Source organism: Leucobacter luti, from assembly GCF_050310065.1.
Classification (GTDB): Bacteria; Actinomycetota; Actinomycetes; order Actinomycetales; family Microbacteriaceae; genus Leucobacter; species Leucobacter luti_B.
In genome coordinates this window covers 1,695,132-1,715,694 of sequence record NZ_CP190007.1, presented here as the reverse complement: position 1 = coordinate 1,715,694, position 20,563 = coordinate 1,695,132, and the positions used below count along the sequence as shown (strand labels likewise).

The following is a 20,563-nucleotide window of genomic DNA, read 5'->3' as shown; positions in this document are numbered from 1 at the left end:
AGCGGCGGCCCTCCCGAGTTCGGCCTGGTGGCGCGACGGTAGACTGAGCATTCGCGGGCGGCAGGATCCCCGCGAGTCGAAGGAATCGAGGAATCACCGTGTCGAACGCACCCGCAGATCAGATCGTCTGGATCGATTGCGAGATGACCGGGCTCGACGTCGACCGGGACGGCCTGTGCGAGATCGCCGTCATCGTTACGGACTTCGACCTCACCCCGCTGGACCCCGGCTTCGAGATCGTCATCAACCCCGGCGCCGAGGCGCTCGCGAACATGAACGACTTCGTGCGCGGTATGCACGAGACCTCGGGCCTCCTCCCCCGCATCGAGGCGGGCGTGTCGCTCGAGGAGGCCGAGGAGCAGGTGCTCGCCTACCTCAAGCGATTCGTCACGGCGGGCCGGCGGCCGCTCGTCGCGGGCAACACGATCGGCATGGATCGCCGCTTCATCTCGAAGTACCTGCCGAAACTCGACGAGCGCCTGCACTACCGCAGCATCGACGTCTCCACGATCAAGGAGCTCAGCCGCCGCTGGTACCCGGCCGCCTACTTCGGCTCCCCCGAGAAGCGCGGCGGACACCGCGCCCTCGCCGACATCGCCGAGTCGATCCAGGAGCTCTCGTACTTCCAGGCCGCGGTCATGATCCCGCAGCCGGGCCCGGATAAGAAGGCCGCTGCGGAGCTCGCGACGACGGCCTCGGAGCGCTTCGCCTCGCTCATCGACGGGCCGGAGGCACCCGACTCGGATTCACACGCCGCCGAGGAGCGGGCGGAGCGGGCGTAGCACGAGTCGCGTCAGTCGCTCGCGAGCTCGCGCCTGCGCATGAACCCCAGCGCGAGGCCCGCTGAGAGCACGGCGGCCGCCAGCAGCCACCATGCGCCGCGAGCGTCGATGCCGCCGCCATCAGCGATCGGCGCAACCGCGAACGGCGAGAGGCGGGAGACCCAGTCGGGCGCCCTGAATAGCGGCGCGAACAGCCCGGCCCCGAGTGCCACGAGGACGAGAGACCAGCTGAGCGGTATCGTCGCGCGCGGGATCAGCACGAACACGATGCCGGTCACCCCAATGAACACGAGCGCGGCGAGAATCTGCCCGAGCGCTGCCACGGCGGCGTCCGGGATCAGCCGCGTCGCGTCGGCGGAGAGCGCTCCTGCCACGGATCCGAGCAGCGCGGCCGCGCAGACGAGCACGACCCCCGCTGCCGCGTTCACCGCGAACGCGCCGAGCCACGCGACGCGGTCGAGCGGCGGTGCGGCGACGAGCTCGCGAGTGCCGTGCACCTCTTCCTGCCGCGCGCGGCACATGCTCTGCACGGCCCAGCACGCGGCGAGCACGCCGACGACCACGTAGAAGATCACGACCATTCCCGCCTCGACGTCGGCGCGGCCGACGAGCGAGCGCAGCAGCTCCTGCACCGCGGGGATCTCGTTTCCGGCGGCCCGCACCGCGGCGCCCATGCCGGTGGAGAGTAGCCCGGTCAGGAACCCCCCGATCATCCACCCGAGGAGCGAACCTCGTGAGAGCCGCCAGGCGAGCCCGGGCATCGAGCTGAGGCTCGCTGGCGCGTGGGATCGGCCCGGCAGCTGGGGAAGCATGCCCTCGTCCTGATCCCGCGCCTGCCTGAGGGCGAGCGCGAGAGCCACAAGCACCGTAGACACCAGTAGGCAGAGCAGCAGCGGGCCGCTGGCGTCGGCATCGAACGGTCGGGTCTGCTCCGCCCAGCCGAACGGGCTCGCCCAGACGAGTCCGCTGCTCTCGATCCGTGTGAGGTCTTTGCTCGGCACGCCGAGCGCGTTGCCGATCCCCGAGATCACGAACGTGATGAGCATGAGCCAGACCGCGATCGAACGGGCCCCGCGCGCCGAGCGGGCGAGCTGCGCCGAGCAGAGCCCGACCGCGAGGAACACGATCCCGACCCCAGACGTCGCGGCGCCCGCGACCCACGAGCCTCGCGGCGGGAGGCCGCAGACCATAAACACCCCGGCGACCGCGAGCCCGACGGCCGCCTGAACGATGCACCCTGCGATCAGCGTCGCCGTCACCTCGGACAGACGACCGACGGGGGCCGCGCCGATGAGAAGCCCCCGGCCCGACTCCTCCTCCGCGCGCGTGTGCCGCACCGCGAGGAGGAGGCCTGCGAGCGCCGCCAGCATCGTGAGCCACGGCAGGATCAGGAAGAGCGCGAACGCCGCCGACTCGGCGCCCGACGGCAGCCCCCTGAACAGGAGGATCACGGGGTTCACGGCGACCGTCTGCAGGAGCGCTGCGCGCTGCGCATCTGAGCCGTAGCTCTGCTCGACGCCGATGACCGCCGACCAGGCAAGGATCGCGGTGGCCGCCACCCAGATCGGCGCCTGGATCCGGTCCCGCCTGAGCTGATGCGCGACGAGGACCCCGATCGTGCCCCGCCTCCCGCTCATGACCCGCCGTGCTTTCCTGCGACAGTCGCCGGATCCTTCCCGTAGTGGTGGAGGAACAACGACTCGAGTGTCGGCGGTGCGACCCTGAGGTCCCGCGCCCCGATGCGTGCGATCTCGGGCAGGAGCAGCGCAACCCGGTCGGCGGGCAGGGTGAGACTCGTGCGGCCCGCGCTCTCGGCGTAGTCGGAGACGCCGTCGAGGCCGCGCAGCGACTCCCCTGAGCCACTGAACGACACCTCCGTCATCCTGAAGTGGCCGAGCTCGGCGAGCGTGCCCGACTCGACCGTGCGGCCGTCCTTGATGATGCTGATCCGGTCACACAACTGCTCAACCTCGGAGAGGATATGGCTCGAGAGCAGCACCGCGGCGCCCCGCTCCCGCAGCCTCACGACCTCCTCGCGGAACACGCTTTCCATGAGCGGGTCGAGCCCACTCGTCGGCTCATCGAAGACATACAGCTCCGCGGGGACCGCGAGCGCCGCTACCAGCGCAACCTTCTGCCGGTTGCCCTTCGAATACGAGCGGCCTTTCTTGCGCGGGTCGAGGAGGAAGGCCGAGCAGAGCCGCTCCCGCTCGGCGAGGTACTGCTGGTCACGATGCGTCACTCCGCGCAGTCGCGCGATCAGGTCGATGGCTTCGCCACCCGTGAGGTTCGGCCAGATGCTGACGTCGCCAGGCACCGAGGCGATCCGGCGATGGATCTCCACGGCGTCCTCCCACGGGTCCAGACCAAAGACCGTGGCGGTGCCGCCGCTGCGCCGCGCGAGGCCCAACAGGATCCGGATCGTCGTCGACTTGCCCGCACCGTTTGGCCCGAGGAAGCCGTGCACCTCGCCGAAGCGCACGCTGAGATCGAGGCCGTCAAGCGCCCGCACTCTGCCGAAGCGCTTCTCCAGCCCCTCGGCCAGCACTGCGAAATTTTCGCTCATGCCGTCATGCTACGCCCGTAGCCGAGTCGTGACGCCGCAACTTTTCCGCAGCTCATAGCGGAGTTTCAGGATCCGATGTCAGGCGGCAGGGTCGTCCTCGCGCGACCAGGCGATCGCGATCAAGCGGCGCAGCACGCCGAGGTCGATTTCCTCGAGCTTGCGCACGTACACGCAGCCGGCGCCCTCGGTGAACTTGCCGAGTTCGGGGAGGAGCGCGGCCCCCTCAGGCAGGTCCTTGATGCCGTAGATCGAAAGCTGCGCCTTGCGCGGGGAGAACCCCGTCTTCGGCCAGTCGCCACGGCGCTTCGGATCCGACGGGGAGACGTAGCGGTAGCTCCCGTAACCGACCATCGTCGGCCCCCACATGACAGGATCCGCCCCGGTCACCTCTGCAAAAATGGTGGCGAGCGCGAGCCCGTCCTCCCGCCGCTTGGCGGGCGTCGCCGCCTCGAGGAAGTCCTGCACACTCGCGTCGGTCGGCTTGGTCTTGGGTTCGCTGGCCATGCGCCCATTCTGCCCCCTCGGGGCGCCCCTTGCACTCCCCTGCGACAAGCCGTTGAATATTGGCATGACCAGCACAAACTACGCGAACACCTTCATCCGCGTCGCGCCGGATTGCCCGGCGGCAACGGGCGAGATCCCCCCGGAGCGCGCGGGCGGCCCGTCGGTCGCGCGGCTGCAGTTCGAGCTCGCCTCCGAACGCCCGCACGAGCTGACCTCCGACGATCTGCTGTTCACCGTGCACGCGCTCCGCAACGCCGTGCCCGACGCGGATCGCGACGCGGCCCGCTCGGCATTCTTTGCGAAGTCGCAGGCCTGCCTGCGGGCGAGCCCGCTCCCCAAGCGCTACGGCTGGGGCGTGCACCACGACGCGGAGGGCCGGATCGCGCTCGTCGCGCGCGGCACCGCCGAGTACGAGCGGCTCGCGGCGGATCCGGAGCTGAAGCAGCTCGACGCGATGCGATCGAGCAGGAAGTAGCTGGCCTTTCATTCTGTGGCACCCGGCCTAGAAATGCGAAGAGGCCCCGACGGATCGGGGCCTCTTCGGATTGGGGTGGCTAACGGGACTTGAACCCGCGACCACCGGCACCACAAGCCGGTGCTCTACCGACTGAGCTATAGCCACCATGCTGTCCCTGCGCGCCGTGGCGTGCGAGGCAACCCTACGATCATAGCCCATAATCGGCGGAAGTTGCCAACCGGCCGCAGCCCGCGCGATCCGCGCACGCGGAGTGTGGGGAGCACACAGGATCCCACGCTTTTCCGGCCGGCACTGTGTAGGGTGAAAGCATGCTCGAGATGTCGCACGAGGAGTTCGAGTCGATGGTCGCGGACGGCCTCGATTCGCTTTCCGACGACATGATGGAGAAGCTCGACAACGTCATCTTCCTCGTCGAGGATCGACCCCAGGACGGCGGCGATTTGCTCGCCGTCTACGAGGGGTTTTCCCTCGCCGAACGGGGCGTCTACGGTTACGGCGAGGAGCCCGACCGGATCATCCTCTTCCGCGAGAATCTCCTCGCGATCTGCGAAACCGTGGAGGAACTCGCGGCGGAGATCCGGATCTCACTCATCCACGAGATCGCCCACTTCTACGGGATCTCGGAGGAACGCATCCACGAGCTCGGGTGGGGTTGATGATGGCGACCGAGACGTCAGCGCGCAGTCACGAACAGACCGGGATCGCCCCCGAGCGGCCCTGGCAGACCGTGGTCTGGGATGACCCCGTGAACCTGATGTCGTATGTCTCGTACGTGTTCCGCAGCTACTTCGGGTTCGACAAGGAGCGCGCCGACTCGCTCATGCTCAAGGTGCACCACCGCGGGAGCGCGGTCGTCGCGGAGGGCGGGCTCGAGGCGATGGAGATGCACGTCGAGGCGCTCCACGGCTTCGGGCTGTGGGCGACGGTGCAGAAGGCGGACGAGGGATGAGGCTCAAGCCGACCGAGGGAGGCAGCCTCGCGCTCCTGCTCGAGCGCGACGAGGCGGGGATGCTGGACCAGCTGATCACCCAGTTGATCCAGCTGCTGCAGAGCCACAGCGGCACGTCGCTCGATCCTGACCCACTGTTTGCGAGCCTCGAGGTCGGCGGCACCGACGAGCCGCCCGAGGATCCCGCGCTCGCCCGGCTCTTCCCTGACGCGTTCTCCGACCGTGACGATGCGTCGAAGTTCCGCCGCGTCACCGAGCAGGGGCTGCTCAACCGCAAGCTGCAGGACGCCCTCGAGGTAACGAGCGCGGTGGGCATCGACGGGATGCCCGAAGAGGTCAAGGTCGTCGAGGTGCTCATCACGCCGCCCATGCTGGGCGCCTGGGTGCGCACGCTCACGTCGCTCAGGCTCGCGATCGCCGCCCGGATCGGGCTCGACGAGGCGGAGGACCACGACCGGCTGCTCGCCGACGACGAGACCCGCGGCACCGTGCTCGTGTTCGACTGGCTTGCCGCGATCCTGGAGTCGATTCTCGCGATCATGGTGGGGCCGGAAGACACTGGCGACGCGGGCGGCGCCCCCTCCCCCTCGTGACCCTGCGGGACGATTAGGCCGGCGGCTGGAGCGACCGCGGGTCGACGACGTTCTCGCGCTCCACGAGCAGGCTCGCGGGCTTCACTCCGACCGCGCCGAAGCGCCCGCGCACCCGGTCGACCGCCTCGTCGACGGCGCGCCAACCGTCGTCGTCGCTCCACAGCGCCGCGGGATCCGTGCCGGCGGGGAGCAGCTGCTCCGCGCGCACGCCGATGAGCCGGACGGGGCGGCCTGCCGCGCCGAGGCTTTCGAAGAGCTCCTTCGCGGTGCGGTAGATGCGGTTGCTCGCGTTCGTCGCCTCGCCGAGGGTGCGCGAGCGCGTGATCGTCTCGAAGCTGCTCCAGCGCACCTTGATCGCGATCGTGCGCGCCTCGAGGTCAGCGGCGCGCAGCCGCTCCCCCGTGCGCGTCGCGAGCCGCAGGAGCTCCCGCTCGAGCAGCGCCGGATCCCCGACGTCGTGCGCGAACGTCTCCTCGTGCCCGATGCTCTTCTCCACCCGCGTCGTCTCCACGCCGCGTGCGTCACGCCCGTTCGCGAGCTCGTGCAGCTTTCGCGCGCTCGCGTCGCCCACGATCCTGATCAGCGAGGGCAGCGGCTCGCGAGCGAGATCCTGTACCGAGTGGATCGCCCGCGCCTTGAGCGCGGTCGCGGTCGCCTTGCCGACGCCCCACATCGCCTCGATCGGCAGCGTGTGCAGGAACTCGAGCGCCCGCTCCGGCGGGATCTCGAGAATCCCGTCAGGCTTCGCCCGCTGCGACGCGAGCTTCGCCACGAACTTGGTGCCGGCGAGGCCGACCGAGGCGGGCAGTCCCGTGCGCTTCCGGATCCGCTCGCGGAGGGCGCGCGCGATCTCGACGGGGCTGCCGAACAGCCGCAGCGAGCCCTCGACGTCGAGAAACGCCTCGTCGATGCTCAACGGCTCGACGAGCGGCGTAAACTCTTCGAAGATCGCCATGACCTGCTTCGACGCTCGCCTGTACTTCTCGAACGTCGGCGGGATCAGTATTAACTGCGGGCACAGCTGCTTGGCCCTGCCAACCGGCATCGCGGAGCGCACCCCGAATCTGCGCGCCTCGTAGCTCGCGCTCGAAACGACCGAGCGCCCCGTGTCGTGCGCCGCGGCCACGGGCTTGCCCACGAGATCCGGCCGATCGAGCAGTTCGACCGAGACGAAGAAGGAGTCCATGTCGACGTGCAGGATCGACGCGACCTCCCTCTGCGTTTCCGGCATGCACCCATTGCACCACAGACCACTGACATTCACGGCGCTGACATTCACGGACGGCGCCGCGAATTGATCCCGCTCGGAGCCTGATCTTGTACCGTGGAGGGAAGCAGCACAGCTTGACGCCGACAGAGAGGCGAGGGGCGAATGGCCAGCAAGACGGCAGGTACAACGGCACACACAGCCGAGGGGCAGACGAGCGGCAGGGGGTCGGTCGCCCGACTCCGGGAGCGGCCGAGCGCCGATGTGCTCGTGATCGGCGGCGGCATCAACGGCATCGCGACGTTCCGGGAGCTCGCGCTCCAGGGCGTCGACGTCGCACTCGTGGAGCGCGGGGACTTCGTGTCCGGCGCGTCGTCCGCGTCGAGCCACATGGTGCACGGCGGGATCCGGTATCTCGAGAACGGCGAGTTCAGGCTCGTGAAAGAGGCAGTGCAGGAGCGGAACCGCCTGATCCGAAACGCCCCGCACTACGTCGCGCCGCTGCGCACGACGATCCCGATCTTCTCAACGTTCTCGGGCATTCTCACGGCGCCGTTCCGGCTGCTCGTGACCCACGGCCGCGGGAAGCCGCGCGAGCGCGGCGCCCTCCTCATCAAGGTCGGGCTCGTGATCTACGACACGTTCTCGCGCGGCGGCGGCCGAGTGCCGCGGCACCGATTCCACGGCCGTGATCGCTCGCTGCGCGAACTGCCGCGATTGAATCCCCAGATCAAGTACACGGCGACCTACTTCGACGCGTCGATGCACGATCCCGAGCGGCTCGCGCTCGACGTGCTCTCGGACGGGCTCGCCGCCGGCGCCGTGCGCTCCGGGCGGCGCGATTCCGATGCGACCGCGCGCGCGGCGAACTACGTCGCCGCCACGGGCTTCAGCGACGGCGAGGTACTCCTCACCGACGAGACGACGGGCGAAGAGTTCCCGTTCAAGGCGCAGGTCGTGGTGAACGCGAGCGGGCCGTGGACGGACCTCACGAACGCGGCGCTCGGCAAGCCGACGCGCTTCATGGGCGGCACGAAGGGCTCGCACATCGTCCTCGACAATCCCGAGCTCCTCGACGCGACGGGCGGGCGCGAGATGTTCTTCGAGCACTCGGACGGCCGGATCGTGCTCATCTACCCCCTGAAGGGCCGCGTCATGGTCGGCACGACCGACATCGACGCTGACCCGAGCGACCCGTCGGTCTGCACGGACGACGAGATCGACTACTTCTTCGACCTGATCCCACACGTATTTCCGAGTGTGCAGGTCGACCGGTCGCAGATCGTCTACTCCTTCTCGGGGATCCGGCCGCTCCCCCGCCACGACGACACCGCGCCCGGCTTCGTCTCCCGTGACTACCGGATCGAGCACGGCTGGCTCAAGGGCGTGCGCTCGCTCAGCCTCGTCGGGGGCAAGTGGACGACGTTCCGCGCCCTCGCCGAGCACCTCGCCGACGAGACGCTCGGGATCCTGGGCGTGCGCCGCACCGCGAGCACCCGCGCGACCGCAATCGGCGGCGGCGCCGGCTTCCCCAGAGACCCGGCCTCGCGCCGGATCTGGATCGCGCGCAACGGCAGCGGACACGATCCCGCGCTCGTGGAGCAAATGCTGGAGCGGTACGGGACGCGGGCGACGGACGTGCTCGCCGCCCTGCCGGCCGCGCCACGCGAACTCGAGCACGTGCCCGGCTACTACGCCGAGGAGCTCGCGCACCTCGCCGCCACCGAGGACGCGGTGCACCTCGACGACCTGCTGCTCCGCCGCACGTCGATCGCGTTCGTCGGAGGGCTCTCCGAGGAGTCGCTCGCCGAGGTCGCCGGGGCGGTCGCCGAGGCACTCGGCTGGGACGGCAAGCGCACCGAGGCCGAGATCGAGCGCGCGCGCCGGATCCTGCGCGACGCGCACCGCGTGGAGCTCGGTCGGGGCGGGATCGCGCCGCTCGCCTAGGGGTTCGGGGTGGGGCGGGCGAGGCGCGCACCGGCGCTCGCTCCGCAAACTGCAGTCGCTCACAAGCTTTCGCGCCAAATCGTAGGAACGAGCGCAGAACGCGGAACGAGCGCAGGGCCTGCCGTACCGGCGCAGCGCCGCAGCGCCGCTCCAACCCACCTCAAACGCAGCGACCCGCGCCGTCACCCGAGGGCGGCGGCGCGGATCGCTGCGCGGGGACGGAGAGCTACGCCTGGGCGCGCTCCAGCACGAGCTCGCGCACGCGGGCGGCGTCGGCCTGGCCGCGCATCGCCTTCATGACGGCGCCGATGATGGCGCCGGCCGCCTGGACCTTGCCGTCGCGGATCTTCTCGAGCACGTCGGGCTGCTCCGCGAGCGCTGCGTCGACCGCGGCGATGAGGGCGCCGTCGTCGGAGACGATCGCGAGGCCGCGGGCCTCGACGATCTCCGCGGCCGTGCCTTCTCCCGCGATGATGCCCTGGATCACCTGGCGCGCGAGCTTGTCGTTGAGGGTGCCCTCGTCGACGAGCGCCACGACCGAAGCGAGCTGCTCGGGGGTGATGAGCTCGGGGGCGGAGGCGCCCTGCTCGTTTGCGATGCGGGCGATCTCGCCGGTCCACCACTTGCGGGCGGTCTGGGCGGGGACGCCTGCGGCGACTGTCGCCTCGACGGTGTCGAGCAGGCCGGAGTTCACGACGTCCTGGAACTCGAGCGCCGTGAAGCCCCAGTCGGCGCGCAGCCGGCGGCGGCGCAGCGTCGGGTGCTCGGGCAGCTCGGCCCGCAGCTCCTCCACGAGCTCGCGCGACGGCGTGAGCGGCGCGAGGTCGGGCTCGGGGAAGTAACGGTAGTCGTCCGCGTCGCTCTTCGGGCGACCCGGCGACGTCTCGCCCGTGTCCTCGTGCCAGTGGCGGGTCTCCTGTGTGATGGAGCCGCCATCTGCCAGTATCTGCGCCTGGCGCTGGATCTCGAAGCGCACGGCGCGCTCGATCGAGCGCAGCGAGTTCACGTTCTTCGTCTCGGTCCGGATCCCGAGCTTCTCCGCGCCGCGGGGCCGCAGCGACACGTTCGCGTCGCAGCGGAGGTTGCCGCGCTCCATGCGCGCGTCGGAGATGCCGAGCGCGATGACAATGTCCCGGATCGTGGAGACGTAGGCCGCCGCGATCTCGGGGGTGTCGGCCTCGCCGCCGAAGACGGGGCGGGTCACGATCTCGACGAGCGGGACGCCGGCGCGGTTGTAGTCGACGAGCGAGTACTCCGCGCCCTGGATGCGGCCCGTGGAGCCGCCGACGTGGTTCAGCTTGCCCGCGTCCTCCTCCATGTGGGCGCGCTCGATCGGCACGTGCACGACGCGGCCCGAGGCGATCTCGATCTCGACGGAGCCGTCGAAGGCGATCGGATCGTCGTACTGCGAGATCTGGTAGTTCTTCGCCATGTCCGGGTAGAAGTAGTTCTTCCGCGCGAAGCCGGAGACCTCGGCGATCTCGCAGCCGAGCGCGAGCCCGAGGCTGATCGACGACCGCACGGCCTTCTCGTTCACGACGGGAAGCGCGCCGGGCAGGCCGAGGCACACGGGCGTCAGGTTCGTGTTCGGGTCGGAGCCGAACACGTTCGGCGCCGACGAGAACATCTTCGTCGCAGTGTTGAGCTCGACGTGCACCTCGAGCCCGATCACGGGCTCGAACAGCTCGAGCGCCTTCTCGAAGTCCATGAGCTTCGTCTTCGCGATCACTCGGCCGCCTTTCCGGTCGCGGTGCCTGCAAGGGACGGGGCCTGGGCCCAGAAGGGCGAGCCGTCGCGCTCCGAGATGAGGTTCTCGATCGCGGCACCCGCGCGGTAGAGGCGCGCGTCCTCGAACGCCGGCGCCATGAGCTGCAGGCCGACCGGCAGGCCGTCCTCGCTCGCGGTGCCGATGGGCAGGCTGAGGCCCGGGATCCCGGCGAGGTTCGCGGGGATCGTCGTGGCGTCGTTCAGGTAGTCCTGCATCGGGTCACCCGAGTGCTCGCCGAGCTTCCACGCCGTGGTGGGCGCGGTGGGCGAGGCGATCACGTCGACCTGCTCGAACGCGGCCGCAAAGTCGCGCTGGATCAGGGTGCGCACCTTCTGGGCGCTGCCGTAGTAGGCGTCGTAGTAGCCGGCCGAGAGCGCGTAGGTGCCGAGGATGATCCGTCGCTTCACCTCTGCGCCGAAGCCGGCGGCGCGGGTCTCGCTCATGACGCTCTCGACCGTGCCGCCGCCGTCGGGCGTGACGCGCAGGCCGAAGCGCACGGAGTCGTACTTCGCGAGGTTGCTCGAGGCCTCGGCGGGGAGGATGAGGTAGTAGGCGGCGACCGCGTACTCGAAGTGCGGTGCGTCGATCTCGACGATCTCGGCGCCCTGTGCGGCGAGCAGCGCGAGCGACTCCTCGAAGCGAGCGCGCACACCGGGCTGCACCCCGTCGATCATCAGCTGCTTCACGACGCCGACGCGCAGGCCCTTGAGGGAGGCCGGATCGGCGCCACCGCGGGCGGCGGCGGCCATCGAGGGCCAGGCGAAGTCGAGCGAGGTCGAGTCGTGGCGATCGTGCCCGGCGATGACGTCGTGGAGCAGCGCCGTGTCGAGCACTGTGCGCGCGCACGGCCCGATCTGGTCGAGCGAGGAGGCGAGCGCGATCGCGCCGTAGCGGCTCACGCCGCCGTACGTCGGCTTCGCGCCGACCGTGCCGGTGAGTGCGGCGGGCTGCCGGATCGAGCCGCCCGTGTCCGAGCCGAGCGCGAGCGGGGCCTCGAAGGCGCCGACCGCCACCGCGGAGCCGCCGCCCGAGCCGCCGGGCACGCGCCCCGCGTCCCACTGGTTGCTCGTGGGGCCGTAGGCCGAGTTCTCGGTCGAGGAGCCCATCGCGAACTCGTCCATGTTCGTCTTGCCGATGTTGACGAGCCCGGCAGCGCGCGCCTTCGCGACCGCGGTTGCGTCGTAGGGCGAGCGGTAGCCCTCGAGGATCCGGGAACCCGAGGTCGCGGGCATGTCGGTCGTGACGAGCACGTCCTTGATCGCGAGCGGGACGCCGGCGAGCTCGCCGAGCTGCTCCCCGGCCGCGCGGCGCTCGTCGATCGCGCGCGCCTGCGCGATCGAGGTCTCGCGGTCGGTCGCGAGGAAGGCGTGGAGCCCGCCATCGACGGCGTCGATCCGGTCGAGGTGGGCGGTCGCGGCGTCGACGGCCGAAACTTCGCCGCTCGCGAGCTTCGCGGAGAGCTCCGCCGCGGTCAGTCGGATGATGTCGCTCACTACTGCTCCTCCCCCAGGATCGACGAGACGCGGAACATGCCATCGGTGGTCTCCGGCGCGTTGCGCAGGGCCTCCTCGCGGGTGAGCACGTCGGCGACCTCGTCGCGGCGCGTCACGTTGTTGATCGGGATGGGGTGGCTCGTCGCGGGAACCTCCGGTCCGGCCACCTCGCTCACCTTGGCAATGTTCGTGAGGATCGAGTCGAGCTCGTGCGAGAGCGAATCGATCTCGGCGTCGGTCAGTGCGATCCGGGCGAGTCCGGCGAGATGCTGCACGGTCTCCGCCGTGATCTCACCGCTCGCCGCGGCCGGCTCGGCCGCAGGGGTGTCAGACATGCTGCTCCATCGTGACGTGGGCGTTCGGGAACCCTCCTATCCTAGCGAGCGAGGAGCGCCCCTTGCTTCGAGAACGGGGCGTCGCCGCTCCGCGTTCCGTCGGCGTTCCAGAGCCCTGAGCAGCCCCTCCTGTGGCTGCTGACGAGGTGGACGTCGACGATCCCGATCGCGGTCATGAGCGCGTACGCCGTCGTCGGCCCGACGAACGAGAAGCCGCGGCGCTTCAGCTCCTTCGCGAGCGCCTTGGACTCGGCCGAGCTCGCCGGCACCTCGCCGTCGTGCCGGGGCGCCGGCGAGCGCTCGGGCATGAACGACCACACGACGCGCGCGAGCGAATCCCCTGCCGCCGCGAGCGCGAGCGTCGCTCGGGCGTTGCCGATCGTCGACTCGATTTTCCTGCGGTTGCGGATGATCCCCGCGTTGGCGAGCAGCGCCTCGATCTCGGCCTCCCCGAAGGCCGCGACCCGCTCCGGATCGAAACCGGCGAAAGCCTCACGGAAGGCCTCGCGCTTGCGCAGGATCGTGAGCCAGGACAACCCCGACTGAAACGCCTCGAGGCTCAGCCGCTCGAACACCCCGGCGTCGTCGGTCACGGGCATGCCCCACTCCTCGTCGTAGTACGCCGTGAGCAGCGGGTCCTGTTCCGCCCAGTTCGACCGTGTGGGAGGGGGCGCCTCGTCCATGTTGCTCCTTCGCTGGGTGAGTCATCGGCGGCGAGTGTTCGTCCGGCCTGAATCTCAGGCTACGCGCCCGAGGGTGGCAGGAGCGGCTCGGGGCGCGATCTGTGGATAGTTCTCGCAGCCACGTGCTTTTCCACAGCCACGCTGACGCGAACAAGCTGGGCGCCCCCAGCCGAGCCCGCGCGACCGGCCCGCATGGGGCTTATCCAGCAATCACGGGGTAGCGCACTGCTGCGAGGCCCACTCCTTTGCTGCCTGAAGCGGAGCGTCGTAGGATCCAGTGACGGCCTGATCAGGCTCCAACGGGCCCTCGGGGAATGACTCGCTGCGGTCGCCCATCAGCGCGAACGAGAGCGTGATCGTTGAGCCGTCGGAGAGATAAACGCCTTTGTTGGCCGTGGTGTAGCCGCTTGTCACTTCGCCAAAGGTCTCGACCCCATCTTGGCCGCGGAACGCGAGGATCAACGCCTCACCCGCGCTCGCAGTGGCAGAAGACTGTACGAGCGCAATCGGTTTGCCGGAAAACCCGGGCGTCGGCTCCGCGAGTTCGCCCCAACGATCTCCGTTCCAGGTGATGCTTCGGTTCTCGTTGACCACGTGGGTCTTCGTTCCGTCACGATCGCGGAACGTCATGACGGTGCCTTCATCCAGGAGCGGGCTCATTGACACGAGCATCGTCCGCATATCCCCGCCGGTGGTTGCTCTGAGATCGATCACCCACCCACAGGCAGACTCCGCGACATCGTCAGAGAACACCTGCTCTGATGCATGCAAGAAGTGCCGGACTTCTTCCTGGTGGGTTGAAGAAAAGGCTGGTATGGCGAGCACCGCAAGCTCGCCGTCATAAGCGACTGTGGGCACGGGCACTGCGCCGCCTGGGTAGCGTTTCGTCCATCCCGCGATTTCCTCAGGGTTCGAGAAGAAGCTGTGATCACCGCCAGCGACCTTCGTGAGCCTCACCAGGATCGGATAGGCCGCCTCGACGCTCTGTGCCGCCTGCAATGCGGGCTTCTCCCGCTCAACCGCAGCCTCCCATTCTGGAGTGTTCGCATAGTAGCCCTGTTCGAGCCCAGCCAACGCCTCGTCAACGAAGTCTGAGACCTCAGCGTGTGGCTGCGCGCTGCATCCGAGCACCGCGCACAGGCCGAGAACCGCAAGCGTCGCTGAGAACCCACGCGAGCGGCGCGCAGCCACCACCCCGGGCGCAGGCACCGGCGGCATCAGCGAAGCAGCAGAACGGACCACGGTGCGGCCCTCATAGGTTCGCGTGCTCTTCGCGTCCATCGCGCCACCCCTTCCAGCTCGTGCGAAGGTCAGGACCAGCGACCGGACAGCGGTCGCATCATTGTCGACTCATGCAGCACGATAGCAATCGCCCTCGCATGGCGCCGCTGCGATGTCCTCTACGCAATGCTCAGAACCGGCAGCCTCTACCCCTCGGCGTTAGGAGGAAGCCCCGTCGACCTCCGCGCCCGCGCCAGCAAGACCGAGCCCGAGCGCCCCGGGCCCCTCGCTCACGAGCACGGCGAACTGCGCAGCGTCGAGCACCGGGATCCCGAGTTCCTCCGCCTTCGCGAGCTTCGAGCCGGCGCCTGGGCCCGCAGCGACGTAGTCGGTCTTCTTCGACACGCTCGAGGCGGCCTTGCCACCAGCCTGGATGATGGCCTCCTTCGCGCCGTCGCGGGTGAAGCCGTCCAGCGAGCCGGTCGCGACGACCGTGAGCCCCGCGAGCACGCCGCCCTCCGCGACCGCGGCACCGGGGCCCGGGTGGCCTGGCGTCGCCCACTGCACGCCCGCCGCGGTCCACCGCTCGACGATGTCGAGGTGCCAATCGACGCCGAACCAGTCGACGAGCGACTCGGCGATGATCCCGCCGACGCCGTCGACCTGGGCGAGCTCCTCGACCGAGGCCGCGCGGATCGCGTCGAGCGAGCCGAACCAGTCGGCGAGGGCGCGCGCCGCGACCGGCCCGACGTGCCGGATGTTGAGCGACACGAGCAGGCGCCAGAGCGGCTTCGTCTTCGCCTTCTCGAGCTCTGCGAGGAACGTCTCGGCGTCCTTCGAGGGCCTCACCACCCGGTGATCCTTCTTCACCTTCGCCGCGCGCCGCTCGGCCGGCGTCGCGTCCTCCCAGCCGGGCGGGTACGTGAGCTCGACCTTCTGGAACGGCGTGCGCCGCACGAACTCGCCCGTCTCCGGGTCGACGCGCTCCTCGCCCGTCTCCGCGTCTCGCACGATGACCTCGATCGGGACGAGCTCCTCGAGCGTGAGGTCGAAGAGGCCCGCCTCGGTCTCGAGCGGCGGGGCCGAGGGGACCTCGGGCTGCGTGAGCGCTGCCGCCGTGATCTCGCCGAGCACCTCGACGTCGAGCGCGCCGCGCGAGCCGATGTGCTCGACGCGCCCGCGCACCTGCGCAGGGCACGCCCGCGCGTTCGGGCACCGGAGGTCGATGTCGCCCTCCTTCATGGCGCGAAGCTCGGTGCCGCACTCGGGGCACTCCGTCGGCATGAACCACTCGACCTCGGTGCCGTCGCGCAGCTCGACGACCGCGCCCAGCACCTCCGGGATCACGTCGCCGGCCTTCCGGAGCACGACCATGTCCCCGATCAGCACGCCCTTCGCCTTCACGACCTGCTGGTTGTGCAGCGTCGCCTGGCGCACGGTGGAGCCCGCGACCTTGACGGGTTCCATCACGGCGTACGGCGTGGCCCGGCCGGTGCGCCCCACCCCGACCCTGATGTCGATGAGCCGGGTGTGCACCTCCTCGGGCGGGTACTTGTAGGCGATCGCCCAGCGTGGCGCGCGGCTCGTCTCGCCGAGCTCGGCGTGCAGCTCCAGCTCGTCGATCTTCACGACGATCCCGTCGATCTCGTGCTCGACGTCGTGCCGGTGCTCGCCCTGCTCCTCGATGAAGTCGACGACCTCCTCGACGCGCTCGAGCACCCGCGAGTGCGGCGAGACGGGCAGCCCCCAGGAGCCGAGCAGGCGGTACGCGTCGGACTGGTTCGCGAAGTCCGGGTGCTCCCACGCGCCGATGCCGTGTACGTAGAGCGAGAGCCTCGCGAGCCGGTCGCGCATGAGCGCGAGCTCCGCCTCGGTCTTGTTCTCGGTGCGCTGCCGCAGGCTGCCCGCGGCCGCGTTGCGCGCGTTCGCGAATTCCGGATACCGGACCGGGATCTGGTCCTCCGCCTTGCCGCGGGCGAGCTGCTCGGCGACGAATTCCGCCTGCAGCGCGTGCTGGCGCTCGTTCAGCGCCTCGAAGTTCTCGCCCGTGAGGAAGACCTCGCCCCGCGCCTCGAAGAACTCGGGGATACCCTCACCCGAGAGCACGCGCGGGATCACGGGGATGAGCTCGACGTTCTCCGTGATGTCCTCGCCGACCCGGCCGTCGCCTCGCGTGGTCGCCGTCTCGAGCACGCCGTCTCGGTAGGCGAGGCTGATCGCGAGGCCGTCGATCTTCAGCTCCGTGAGCCACTGGACCCTGCGGCCGGCCGCGCGCTCGGCCTTCTCGGCCCACTCGCGGAACTCCTCGATCGAGAAGACGTTGTCGAGGCTCAGCATCCGCTCCGCGTGCTCGTGCTCGGGGAACCCGGCCGAGACGACCGCGGCGCCGACCTCGCGCGTGGGGCTGTCCTGCCCCGCGAGCTCGGGAAACTCCCGCTCAATCGCCTCGAGCCTGTGGAACATCTCGTCGTACTGCGCGTCCGAGACGAGGCTCGTGCCCTCCGAGTAGTAGGCGAGGCGCAGCCGTTCGATCTCGGCGGCGAGCCGCTCCGCCTCGGCGCGCGCCTCATCGAAATCTGCGGGGATCTCCGAGCTGTTCGTGTTCACACAACCAGTCTATGGAGTGCCACCGACATTGATCCCGGATCGGGATCGACCCGCGTGTGTCAGCCGGTCACGCCCTCCGCGACGGGCACGGCGCGGTCGATCGTGAACTGGCCGAGCACGCGCGTGCCGACATAGAGAACGGCGGTCTGACCGGGCGCAACCCCGAGCAGCGGCTCCGCGATCTCGAGGTCGATGTCGACGACGACCTCGTGCGTCGCGCCCTCGCGGTGGAGCTCGGTGCGCTCCTCCTCGCGGATCTCCACGAGGCTCGCGCGCGCCGGCACGGGGTCGGCGTGGGCCCGGATCTGTACCTCGCAGTCGAAGGGTTCCGCGAGGTCAAAGCCGGGCTCCCCCGCCCAGCTGAAGCGCCCGCCCGCGATCCGGGAGATGGCGAGCCGCTCCTTCGGGCCGACGACGACCTGGTTCGAGACCGGCCGGATCGAGAGCACGTAGCGGGGCTTGCCGTCGGCGGCAGGCCTGCCGAGCTGCAGCCCGCGGCGCTGGCCCACGGTGTAGCCGTGAGCGCCGTCGTGCACGCCCACGACCTCGCCCTCCTCGTCGAGGATCTCCCCCGGCGTGCGGTCGACGTGGCCCGAGAGCCAGCCGCGTGTATCCCCATCGGGGATGAAGCAGATGTCATGGCTGTCCGGCTTCTGCGCGACCTGGATGCCGCGATCCGCGGCCTCCGCCCGGATCAGGTCCTTCGAGGGGGTGTCCCCGAGCGGGAAGTAGCAGTGCGCGAGCTGGTGCTCCGTGAGCACCCCGAGCACGTAGGACTGATCCTTCGCCCACGCGCTCGCGCGGTGCAGCTCCCGGCCGCCCGGCCCGTCCGTGAGCGTCGCGTAGTGGCCCGTGGCCACGGCATCGAAGCCGAGGGCGATCGCCTTGTCGAGCAGCGCCGCGAACTTGATCTTCTCGTTGCAGCGCATGCACGGGTTCGGCGTGCGGCCGGCCGCGTACTCGGCGATGAAGTCGTCGACGACGTCCTCCTTGAACCGCTCGCTCAGGTCCCAGACGTAGAACGGGATCCCGAGCAGATTCGCGGCCCGGCGCGCGTCCATGGCGTCCTCGATCGTGCAGCAGCCGCGGGAGCCTGTGCGGAGCGTCCCCGGCATCCGGCTGAGCGCGAGGTGCACGCCGACGACGTCGTGCCCGGCCTCGACCGCGCGCGCCGCGGCGACCGCCGAGTCGACGCCGCCGCTCATCGCCGCAAGGATTCTCATCCGCCCCATTCTACGCGAGCCCAGCCGCTCGGGCGCGGGCCACCGCGGCCGGGAGCGCGTCGATCAGCGCAGCAATCTCGCGGGGCTCCGTGTCGATGCCGAGCGTGAAGCGGAGCGCCCCCGCGGCTTCCTCCTCGGGCACGCCCATCGCGAGCAGCACGTGCGAGGTTTCGGCGACGCCCGCCTGGCACGCGGAGCCGACGGAGGCCGAGATCCCCGCGGCGTCCAGCAGGAAGAGCAGTGAGTCCCCCTGGCAGCCGGGAAACGTGAAGTGGGCGTTGCCAGGGAGCCGCGACGCCGGATCGGCCGGGCCGCGCAGCACGGCCTCGGGTACGGCGGCGCGCACGCCGTCGACGAGGGCGTCTCGGAGCCCCTGCAATGTCGCAACGAGCAGCGGATCCGGATCCGGACCCGCGCCGGAACCCAGCTGGCGGTCGAGCGCGGCCGCAAACGCGACGGCCCCGGCGACGTCCTGCGTGCCGGACCTGGCCCGCTGCTGCGATCCGCCGTGGATCAGGGAGTCCGCGGTGCTGTGGCGGCCGAGCACGAGGGCGCCCACCCCGACCGGTCCGCCGATCTTGTGGGCCGAGACGCTGAGCGCGGCGGCCCCGCTCCCCGCGAAGTCCACCGGGAGCTGGCCGAGGGCAGACACCGCGTCGACGTGGCTCGGGATCCCGAACGACGCCGCGATCCCGCACAGCTCCGCGGCGGGCTGCACGCTGCCGACCTCGTTGTTCGCCCAGAGGAAGGTCGCGAGCGCGATGCGCTCGGCGCCGATGCGCTCGATCACGGCGCGCAGGGCGTCCGGCCGGATACGTCCCTCGCCGTCGATCGGGATCGCGGCGAGGGTCGCTCTCTGCGCGTCGCGGAGCCACTCCGCCGCCTCGATCGTGGCGTGGTGCTCGCCGTCCGCGACGAGGATCACGTCGCCGGATCCCGCGCGCCTGCGCGCCCAGAACATCCCCTTGATCGCGAGGTTCACCGACTCCGTGCCGCCGCTCGTGAGCGTCACCTCCGCGCGGTCGGCGCCGAGCGCCGCCGCGATCCGGTCTCGCGCCGTCTCGAGCAGCTCGCTCGCGCGCTGCCCGTCGCCGTGCATCGACGCGGGGTTGCCGACCGCGCGGAGCGCCTCGGCGTACGCCGCGATGACCTCCTCCGGCATCGGGGAGGTCGCGGCATGGTCTAGATAGGCTCGCCGCTCGGTCATGCGGCCCCGATCAGTACAGCAGGTTCGCGAGGCGGCCGCGGGCCGCGATCACGCGGGGATCGGCGACGCCCACGACCTCGAAGAGCTCGAGCAGGCGCTCGCGGATCTTCGCGCGGCCGTCCTCGTCGGCCTCGGGGAACAGCTCGAGCAGACGGAGGAACGCGTCCTCGACGTGTCCGCCCGAAACATCGAGATCCGCGACCCTGAGCTGCGCATCCACGTCGGCGGGCGCGTTGCCCGCGGCGCTCCGGATCTCGTCGACCGTGAGGCCGTCGAGTCGCTGGAGCAGTTTGACCTGCACGAGCGCGGCGCGCGCCTCGTGATCCGCCGGGGCCTTCTGCAGCACGGCCTCCCACTCGGCGACCGCCTTCGCGTAGTCCCCGCTCTCGGCGGCCTCGACGGCCGCGAGGTGCGCAGCCGGGATCTGCGGCTCCGCGGGCTCGGCCGGCGCGTCGGACGACTCACCCATGTCGGGGGCGTTCACGCGGCCGGTCACGCCGTGCTGCTCGGCGAGCTGCAGCAGCTGCCCGAACACCTCGCGCACCTGCGCCTCCGGCACGGCCCCCTGGAAGAGCGGCACCGGGCGGCCGCCGACGAGGGCGACGACGGTCGGGATCGACTGCGCCTGGAAGGCCTGCGCGAGACCCGGGTTCGCGTCGACGTCGACCTTCGCGAGCAGCACTTGGCCGCCGAACTCGGCGGTGACCTTCTCGAGCACGGGGCCGAGCGTCTTGCACGGCTGGCACCACTCGGCCCACAGGTCGATGACGACGGGGACGATCGCCGAGAGCTGCGCGGCCTGCTCGAAGGTGTCGTCAGTGACGTCGATCACGAGCGAGGGCACGTCGACCACCTGGCCGGGCGCCGGCGCTCCCCCTGCCGAGGGCTGACCGGGCTGGCCCTGCTGGCCCGCCTGCGCCGCGGCCTGCCTGCTGGCGGCGAGGTGGCTGAGGTCGATGCCTCCGCCGGGGATACGATCCGGGATCTGCTGGTTCATCGA

The 20,563-nt window shown here is 70.4% G+C and carries 19 protein-coding genes and 1 tRNA gene; 6 read left to right on the top strand and 14 right to left on the bottom strand.

Features of this window, described 5'->3' with window-relative positions; genetic code table 11:
• Positions 1-98: 98 nt before the first annotated feature.
• Positions 99-782, top strand: a complete 684-nt coding sequence (gene orn, locus ACOPJ3_RS07885; RefSeq protein ID WP_427868646.1) for an oligoribonuclease — start codon at positions 99-101, stop codon at positions 780-782.
• Positions 783-793: 11 nt separating this feature from the next.
• On the opposite strand, the gene ACOPJ3_RS07880 is transcribed toward orn, so the two are convergent.
• The 3 genes from ACOPJ3_RS07880 to ACOPJ3_RS07870 form a co-directional block, all read right to left on the bottom strand.
• Positions 794-2,419: an ABC transporter permease gene (locus ACOPJ3_RS07880; RefSeq protein ID WP_427868645.1), complete on the bottom strand. Its 1,626-nt coding sequence runs from the start codon at positions 2,417-2,419 to the stop codon at positions 794-796.
• A complete protein-coding gene (locus ACOPJ3_RS07875; RefSeq protein ID WP_427868644.1) occupies positions 2,416-3,348 on the bottom strand; it encodes an ABC transporter ATP-binding protein in 933 nt (310 codons plus the stop codon). The genes ACOPJ3_RS07880 and ACOPJ3_RS07875 overlap by 4 nt, the downstream gene beginning before the upstream one ends.
• Positions 3,349-3,426: 78 nt before the next feature.
• Complete coding sequence (locus ACOPJ3_RS07870; protein ID WP_427868643.1) at positions 3,427-3,852, bottom strand: DUF1801 domain-containing protein; 426 nt, start codon at positions 3,850-3,852, stop codon at positions 3,427-3,429.
• Positions 3,853-3,916: 64 nt separating this feature from the next.
• On the opposite strand from ACOPJ3_RS07870, the gene ACOPJ3_RS07865 reads away from it, so the two are divergent.
• Entirely contained in the window at positions 3,917-4,327 is a 411-nt protein-coding gene (locus ACOPJ3_RS07865; RefSeq protein ID WP_427868642.1) for a DUF6157 family protein, read from the top strand.
• Between the two features lie 71 nt (positions 4,328-4,398).
• Here ACOPJ3_RS07865 and ACOPJ3_RS07860 read toward each other — a convergent pair.
• Positions 4,399-4,474 (bottom strand) — tRNA-His (locus ACOPJ3_RS07860).
• Between the two features lie 164 nt (positions 4,475-4,638).
• On the opposite strand from ACOPJ3_RS07860, the gene ACOPJ3_RS07855 reads away from it, so the two are divergent.
• The 3 genes from ACOPJ3_RS07855 to ACOPJ3_RS07845 are packed head-to-tail and all read left to right on the top strand — an operon-like array spanning position 4,639 to position 5,872.
• Positions 4,639-4,986: a metallopeptidase family protein gene (locus ACOPJ3_RS07855; RefSeq protein WP_427868641.1), complete on the top strand. Its 348-nt coding sequence runs from the start codon at positions 4,639-4,641 to the stop codon at positions 4,984-4,986.
• Between the two features lie 2 nt (positions 4,987-4,988).
• Positions 4,989-5,279 carry an ATP-dependent Clp protease adapter ClpS gene (gene clpS / locus ACOPJ3_RS07850; RefSeq protein ID WP_427868640.1) on the top strand — a complete coding sequence of 97 codons (291 nt, stop codon included), beginning with the start codon at positions 4,989-4,991 and terminating at the stop codon, positions 5,277-5,279.
• Positions 5,276-5,872: a DUF2017 family protein gene (locus tag ACOPJ3_RS07845; protein ID WP_427868639.1), complete on the top strand. Its 597-nt coding sequence runs from the start codon at positions 5,276-5,278 to the stop codon at positions 5,870-5,872. The genes clpS and ACOPJ3_RS07845 overlap by 4 nt, the downstream gene beginning before the upstream one ends.
• 13 nt (positions 5,873-5,885) lie before the next feature.
• Here ACOPJ3_RS07845 and dinB read toward each other — a convergent pair whose 3' ends face one another.
• A complete protein-coding gene (gene dinB / locus ACOPJ3_RS07840) occupies positions 5,886-7,103 on the bottom strand; it encodes a DNA polymerase IV (RefSeq protein WP_427868638.1) in 1,218 nt (405 codons plus the stop codon).
• A 141-nt stretch (positions 7,104-7,244) separates the two neighbouring features.
• Here dinB and ACOPJ3_RS07835 point away from each other — a divergent pair, with 141 nt between their 5' ends.
• Entirely contained in the window at positions 7,245-9,026 is a 1,782-nt protein-coding gene (locus tag ACOPJ3_RS07835) for an FAD-dependent oxidoreductase (protein ID WP_427868637.1), read from the top strand.
• Positions 9,027-9,252: 226 nt separating this feature from the next.
• Here the strand turns inward: ACOPJ3_RS07835 and gatB are convergent, their stop codons facing one another.
• The 9 genes from gatB to ACOPJ3_RS07790 all read right to left on the bottom strand — a co-directional run bounded on the left by gatB (position 9,253) and on the right by ACOPJ3_RS07790 (position 20,560).
• Positions 9,253-10,752, bottom strand: a complete 1,500-nt coding sequence (gene gatB, locus ACOPJ3_RS07830; protein WP_427871187.1) for an Asp-tRNA(Asn)/Glu-tRNA(Gln) amidotransferase subunit GatB — start codon at positions 10,750-10,752, stop codon at positions 9,253-9,255.
• Entirely contained in the window at positions 10,752-12,287 is a 1,536-nt protein-coding gene (gene gatA / locus ACOPJ3_RS07825) for an Asp-tRNA(Asn)/Glu-tRNA(Gln) amidotransferase subunit GatA (protein ID WP_427868636.1), read from the bottom strand. Before gatA ends, gatB begins: the two co-directional genes overlap by 1 nt.
• Positions 12,287-12,622 (bottom strand): Asp-tRNA(Asn)/Glu-tRNA(Gln) amidotransferase subunit GatC, encoded by a 336-nt coding sequence (gene gatC / locus ACOPJ3_RS07820; protein WP_427868635.1) that lies wholly within the window; start codon positions 12,620-12,622, stop codon positions 12,287-12,289. The genes gatA and gatC overlap by 1 nt, the downstream gene beginning before the upstream one ends.
• A gap of 41 nt (positions 12,623-12,663) precedes the next feature.
• Complete coding sequence (locus ACOPJ3_RS07815) at positions 12,664-13,305, bottom strand: DNA-3-methyladenine glycosylase I (RefSeq protein ID WP_427868634.1); 642 nt, start codon at positions 13,303-13,305, stop codon at positions 12,664-12,666.
• Between the two features lie 210 nt (positions 13,306-13,515).
• The gene (locus ACOPJ3_RS07810) at positions 13,516-14,586 is read right to left on the bottom strand and encodes a S41 family peptidase (protein WP_427868633.1); all 1,071 of its coding nucleotides are present in this window, start codon (positions 14,584-14,586) and stop codon (positions 13,516-13,518) included.
• A 159-nt stretch (positions 14,587-14,745) separates the two neighbouring features.
• Entirely contained in the window at positions 14,746-17,133 is a 2,388-nt protein-coding gene (gene ligA / locus ACOPJ3_RS07805) for an NAD-dependent DNA ligase LigA (RefSeq protein WP_427868632.1), read from the bottom strand.
• Positions 17,134-17,192: 59 nt separating this feature from the next.
• The gene (gene mnmA / locus ACOPJ3_RS07800) at positions 17,193-18,356 is read right to left on the bottom strand and encodes a tRNA 2-thiouridine(34) synthase MnmA (RefSeq protein WP_427868631.1); all 1,164 of its coding nucleotides are present in this window, start codon (positions 18,354-18,356) and stop codon (positions 17,193-17,195) included.
• A gap of 10 nt (positions 18,357-18,366) precedes the next feature.
• Complete coding sequence (locus tag ACOPJ3_RS07795) at positions 18,367-19,563, bottom strand: cysteine desulfurase family protein (protein WP_427868630.1); 1,197 nt, start codon at positions 19,561-19,563, stop codon at positions 18,367-18,369.
• A gap of 10 nt (positions 19,564-19,573) precedes the next feature.
• Entirely contained in the window at positions 19,574-20,560 is a 987-nt protein-coding gene (locus ACOPJ3_RS07790) for a tetratricopeptide repeat protein (RefSeq protein ID WP_427868629.1), read from the bottom strand.
• Positions 20,561-20,563 lie beyond the last annotated feature (3 nt).

Excerpts from the sequence above, each read along its gene's own strand:
- mnmA (WP_427868631.1), bottom strand. The coding sequence starts at position 18,356 with ATGAGAATCCTTGCGGCGATGAGCGGCGGCGTCGACTCGGCGGTCGCC.
- ACOPJ3_RS07880 (WP_427868645.1), bottom strand. The coding sequence starts at position 2,419 with ATGAGCGGGAGGCGGGGCACGATCGGGGTCCTCGTCGCGCATCAGCTC.
- ACOPJ3_RS07790 (WP_427868629.1), bottom strand. The coding sequence starts at position 20,560 with ATGAACCAGCAGATCCCGGATCGTATCCCCGGCGGAGGCATCGACCTC.
- ACOPJ3_RS07855 (WP_427868641.1), top strand. The coding sequence starts at position 4,639 with ATGCTCGAGATGTCGCACGAGGAGTTCGAGTCGATGGTCGCGGACGGC.
- dinB (WP_427868638.1), bottom strand. The coding sequence starts at position 7,103 with ATGCCGGAAACGCAGAGGGAGGTCGCGTCGATCCTGCACGTCGACATG.
- ACOPJ3_RS07865 (WP_427868642.1), top strand. The coding sequence starts at position 3,917 with ATGACCAGCACAAACTACGCGAACACCTTCATCCGCGTCGCGCCGGAT.
- ACOPJ3_RS07875 (WP_427868644.1), bottom strand. The coding sequence starts at position 3,348 with ATGAGCGAAAATTTCGCAGTGCTGGCCGAGGGGCTGGAGAAGCGCTTC.
- gatC (WP_427868635.1), bottom strand. The coding sequence starts at position 12,622 with ATGTCTGACACCCCTGCGGCCGAGCCGGCCGCGGCGAGCGGTGAGATC.
- ACOPJ3_RS07835 (WP_427868637.1), top strand. The coding sequence starts at position 7,245 with ATGGCCAGCAAGACGGCAGGTACAACGGCACACACAGCCGAGGGGCAG.
- ACOPJ3_RS07845 (WP_427868639.1), top strand. The coding sequence starts at position 5,276 with ATGAGGCTCAAGCCGACCGAGGGAGGCAGCCTCGCGCTCCTGCTCGAG.
- ACOPJ3_RS07870 (WP_427868643.1), bottom strand. The coding sequence starts at position 3,852 with ATGGCCAGCGAACCCAAGACCAAGCCGACCGACGCGAGTGTGCAGGAC.
- ACOPJ3_RS07795 (WP_427868630.1), bottom strand. The coding sequence starts at position 19,563 with ATGACCGAGCGGCGAGCCTATCTAGACCATGCCGCGACCTCCCCGATG.
- ACOPJ3_RS07810 (WP_427868633.1), bottom strand. The coding sequence starts at position 14,586 with ATGGACGCGAAGAGCACGCGAACCTATGAGGGCCGCACCGTGGTCCGT.
- ACOPJ3_RS07815 (WP_427868634.1), bottom strand. The coding sequence starts at position 13,305 with ATGGACGAGGCGCCCCCTCCCACACGGTCGAACTGGGCGGAACAGGAC.
- clpS (WP_427868640.1), top strand. The coding sequence starts at position 4,989 with ATGGCGACCGAGACGTCAGCGCGCAGTCACGAACAGACCGGGATCGCC.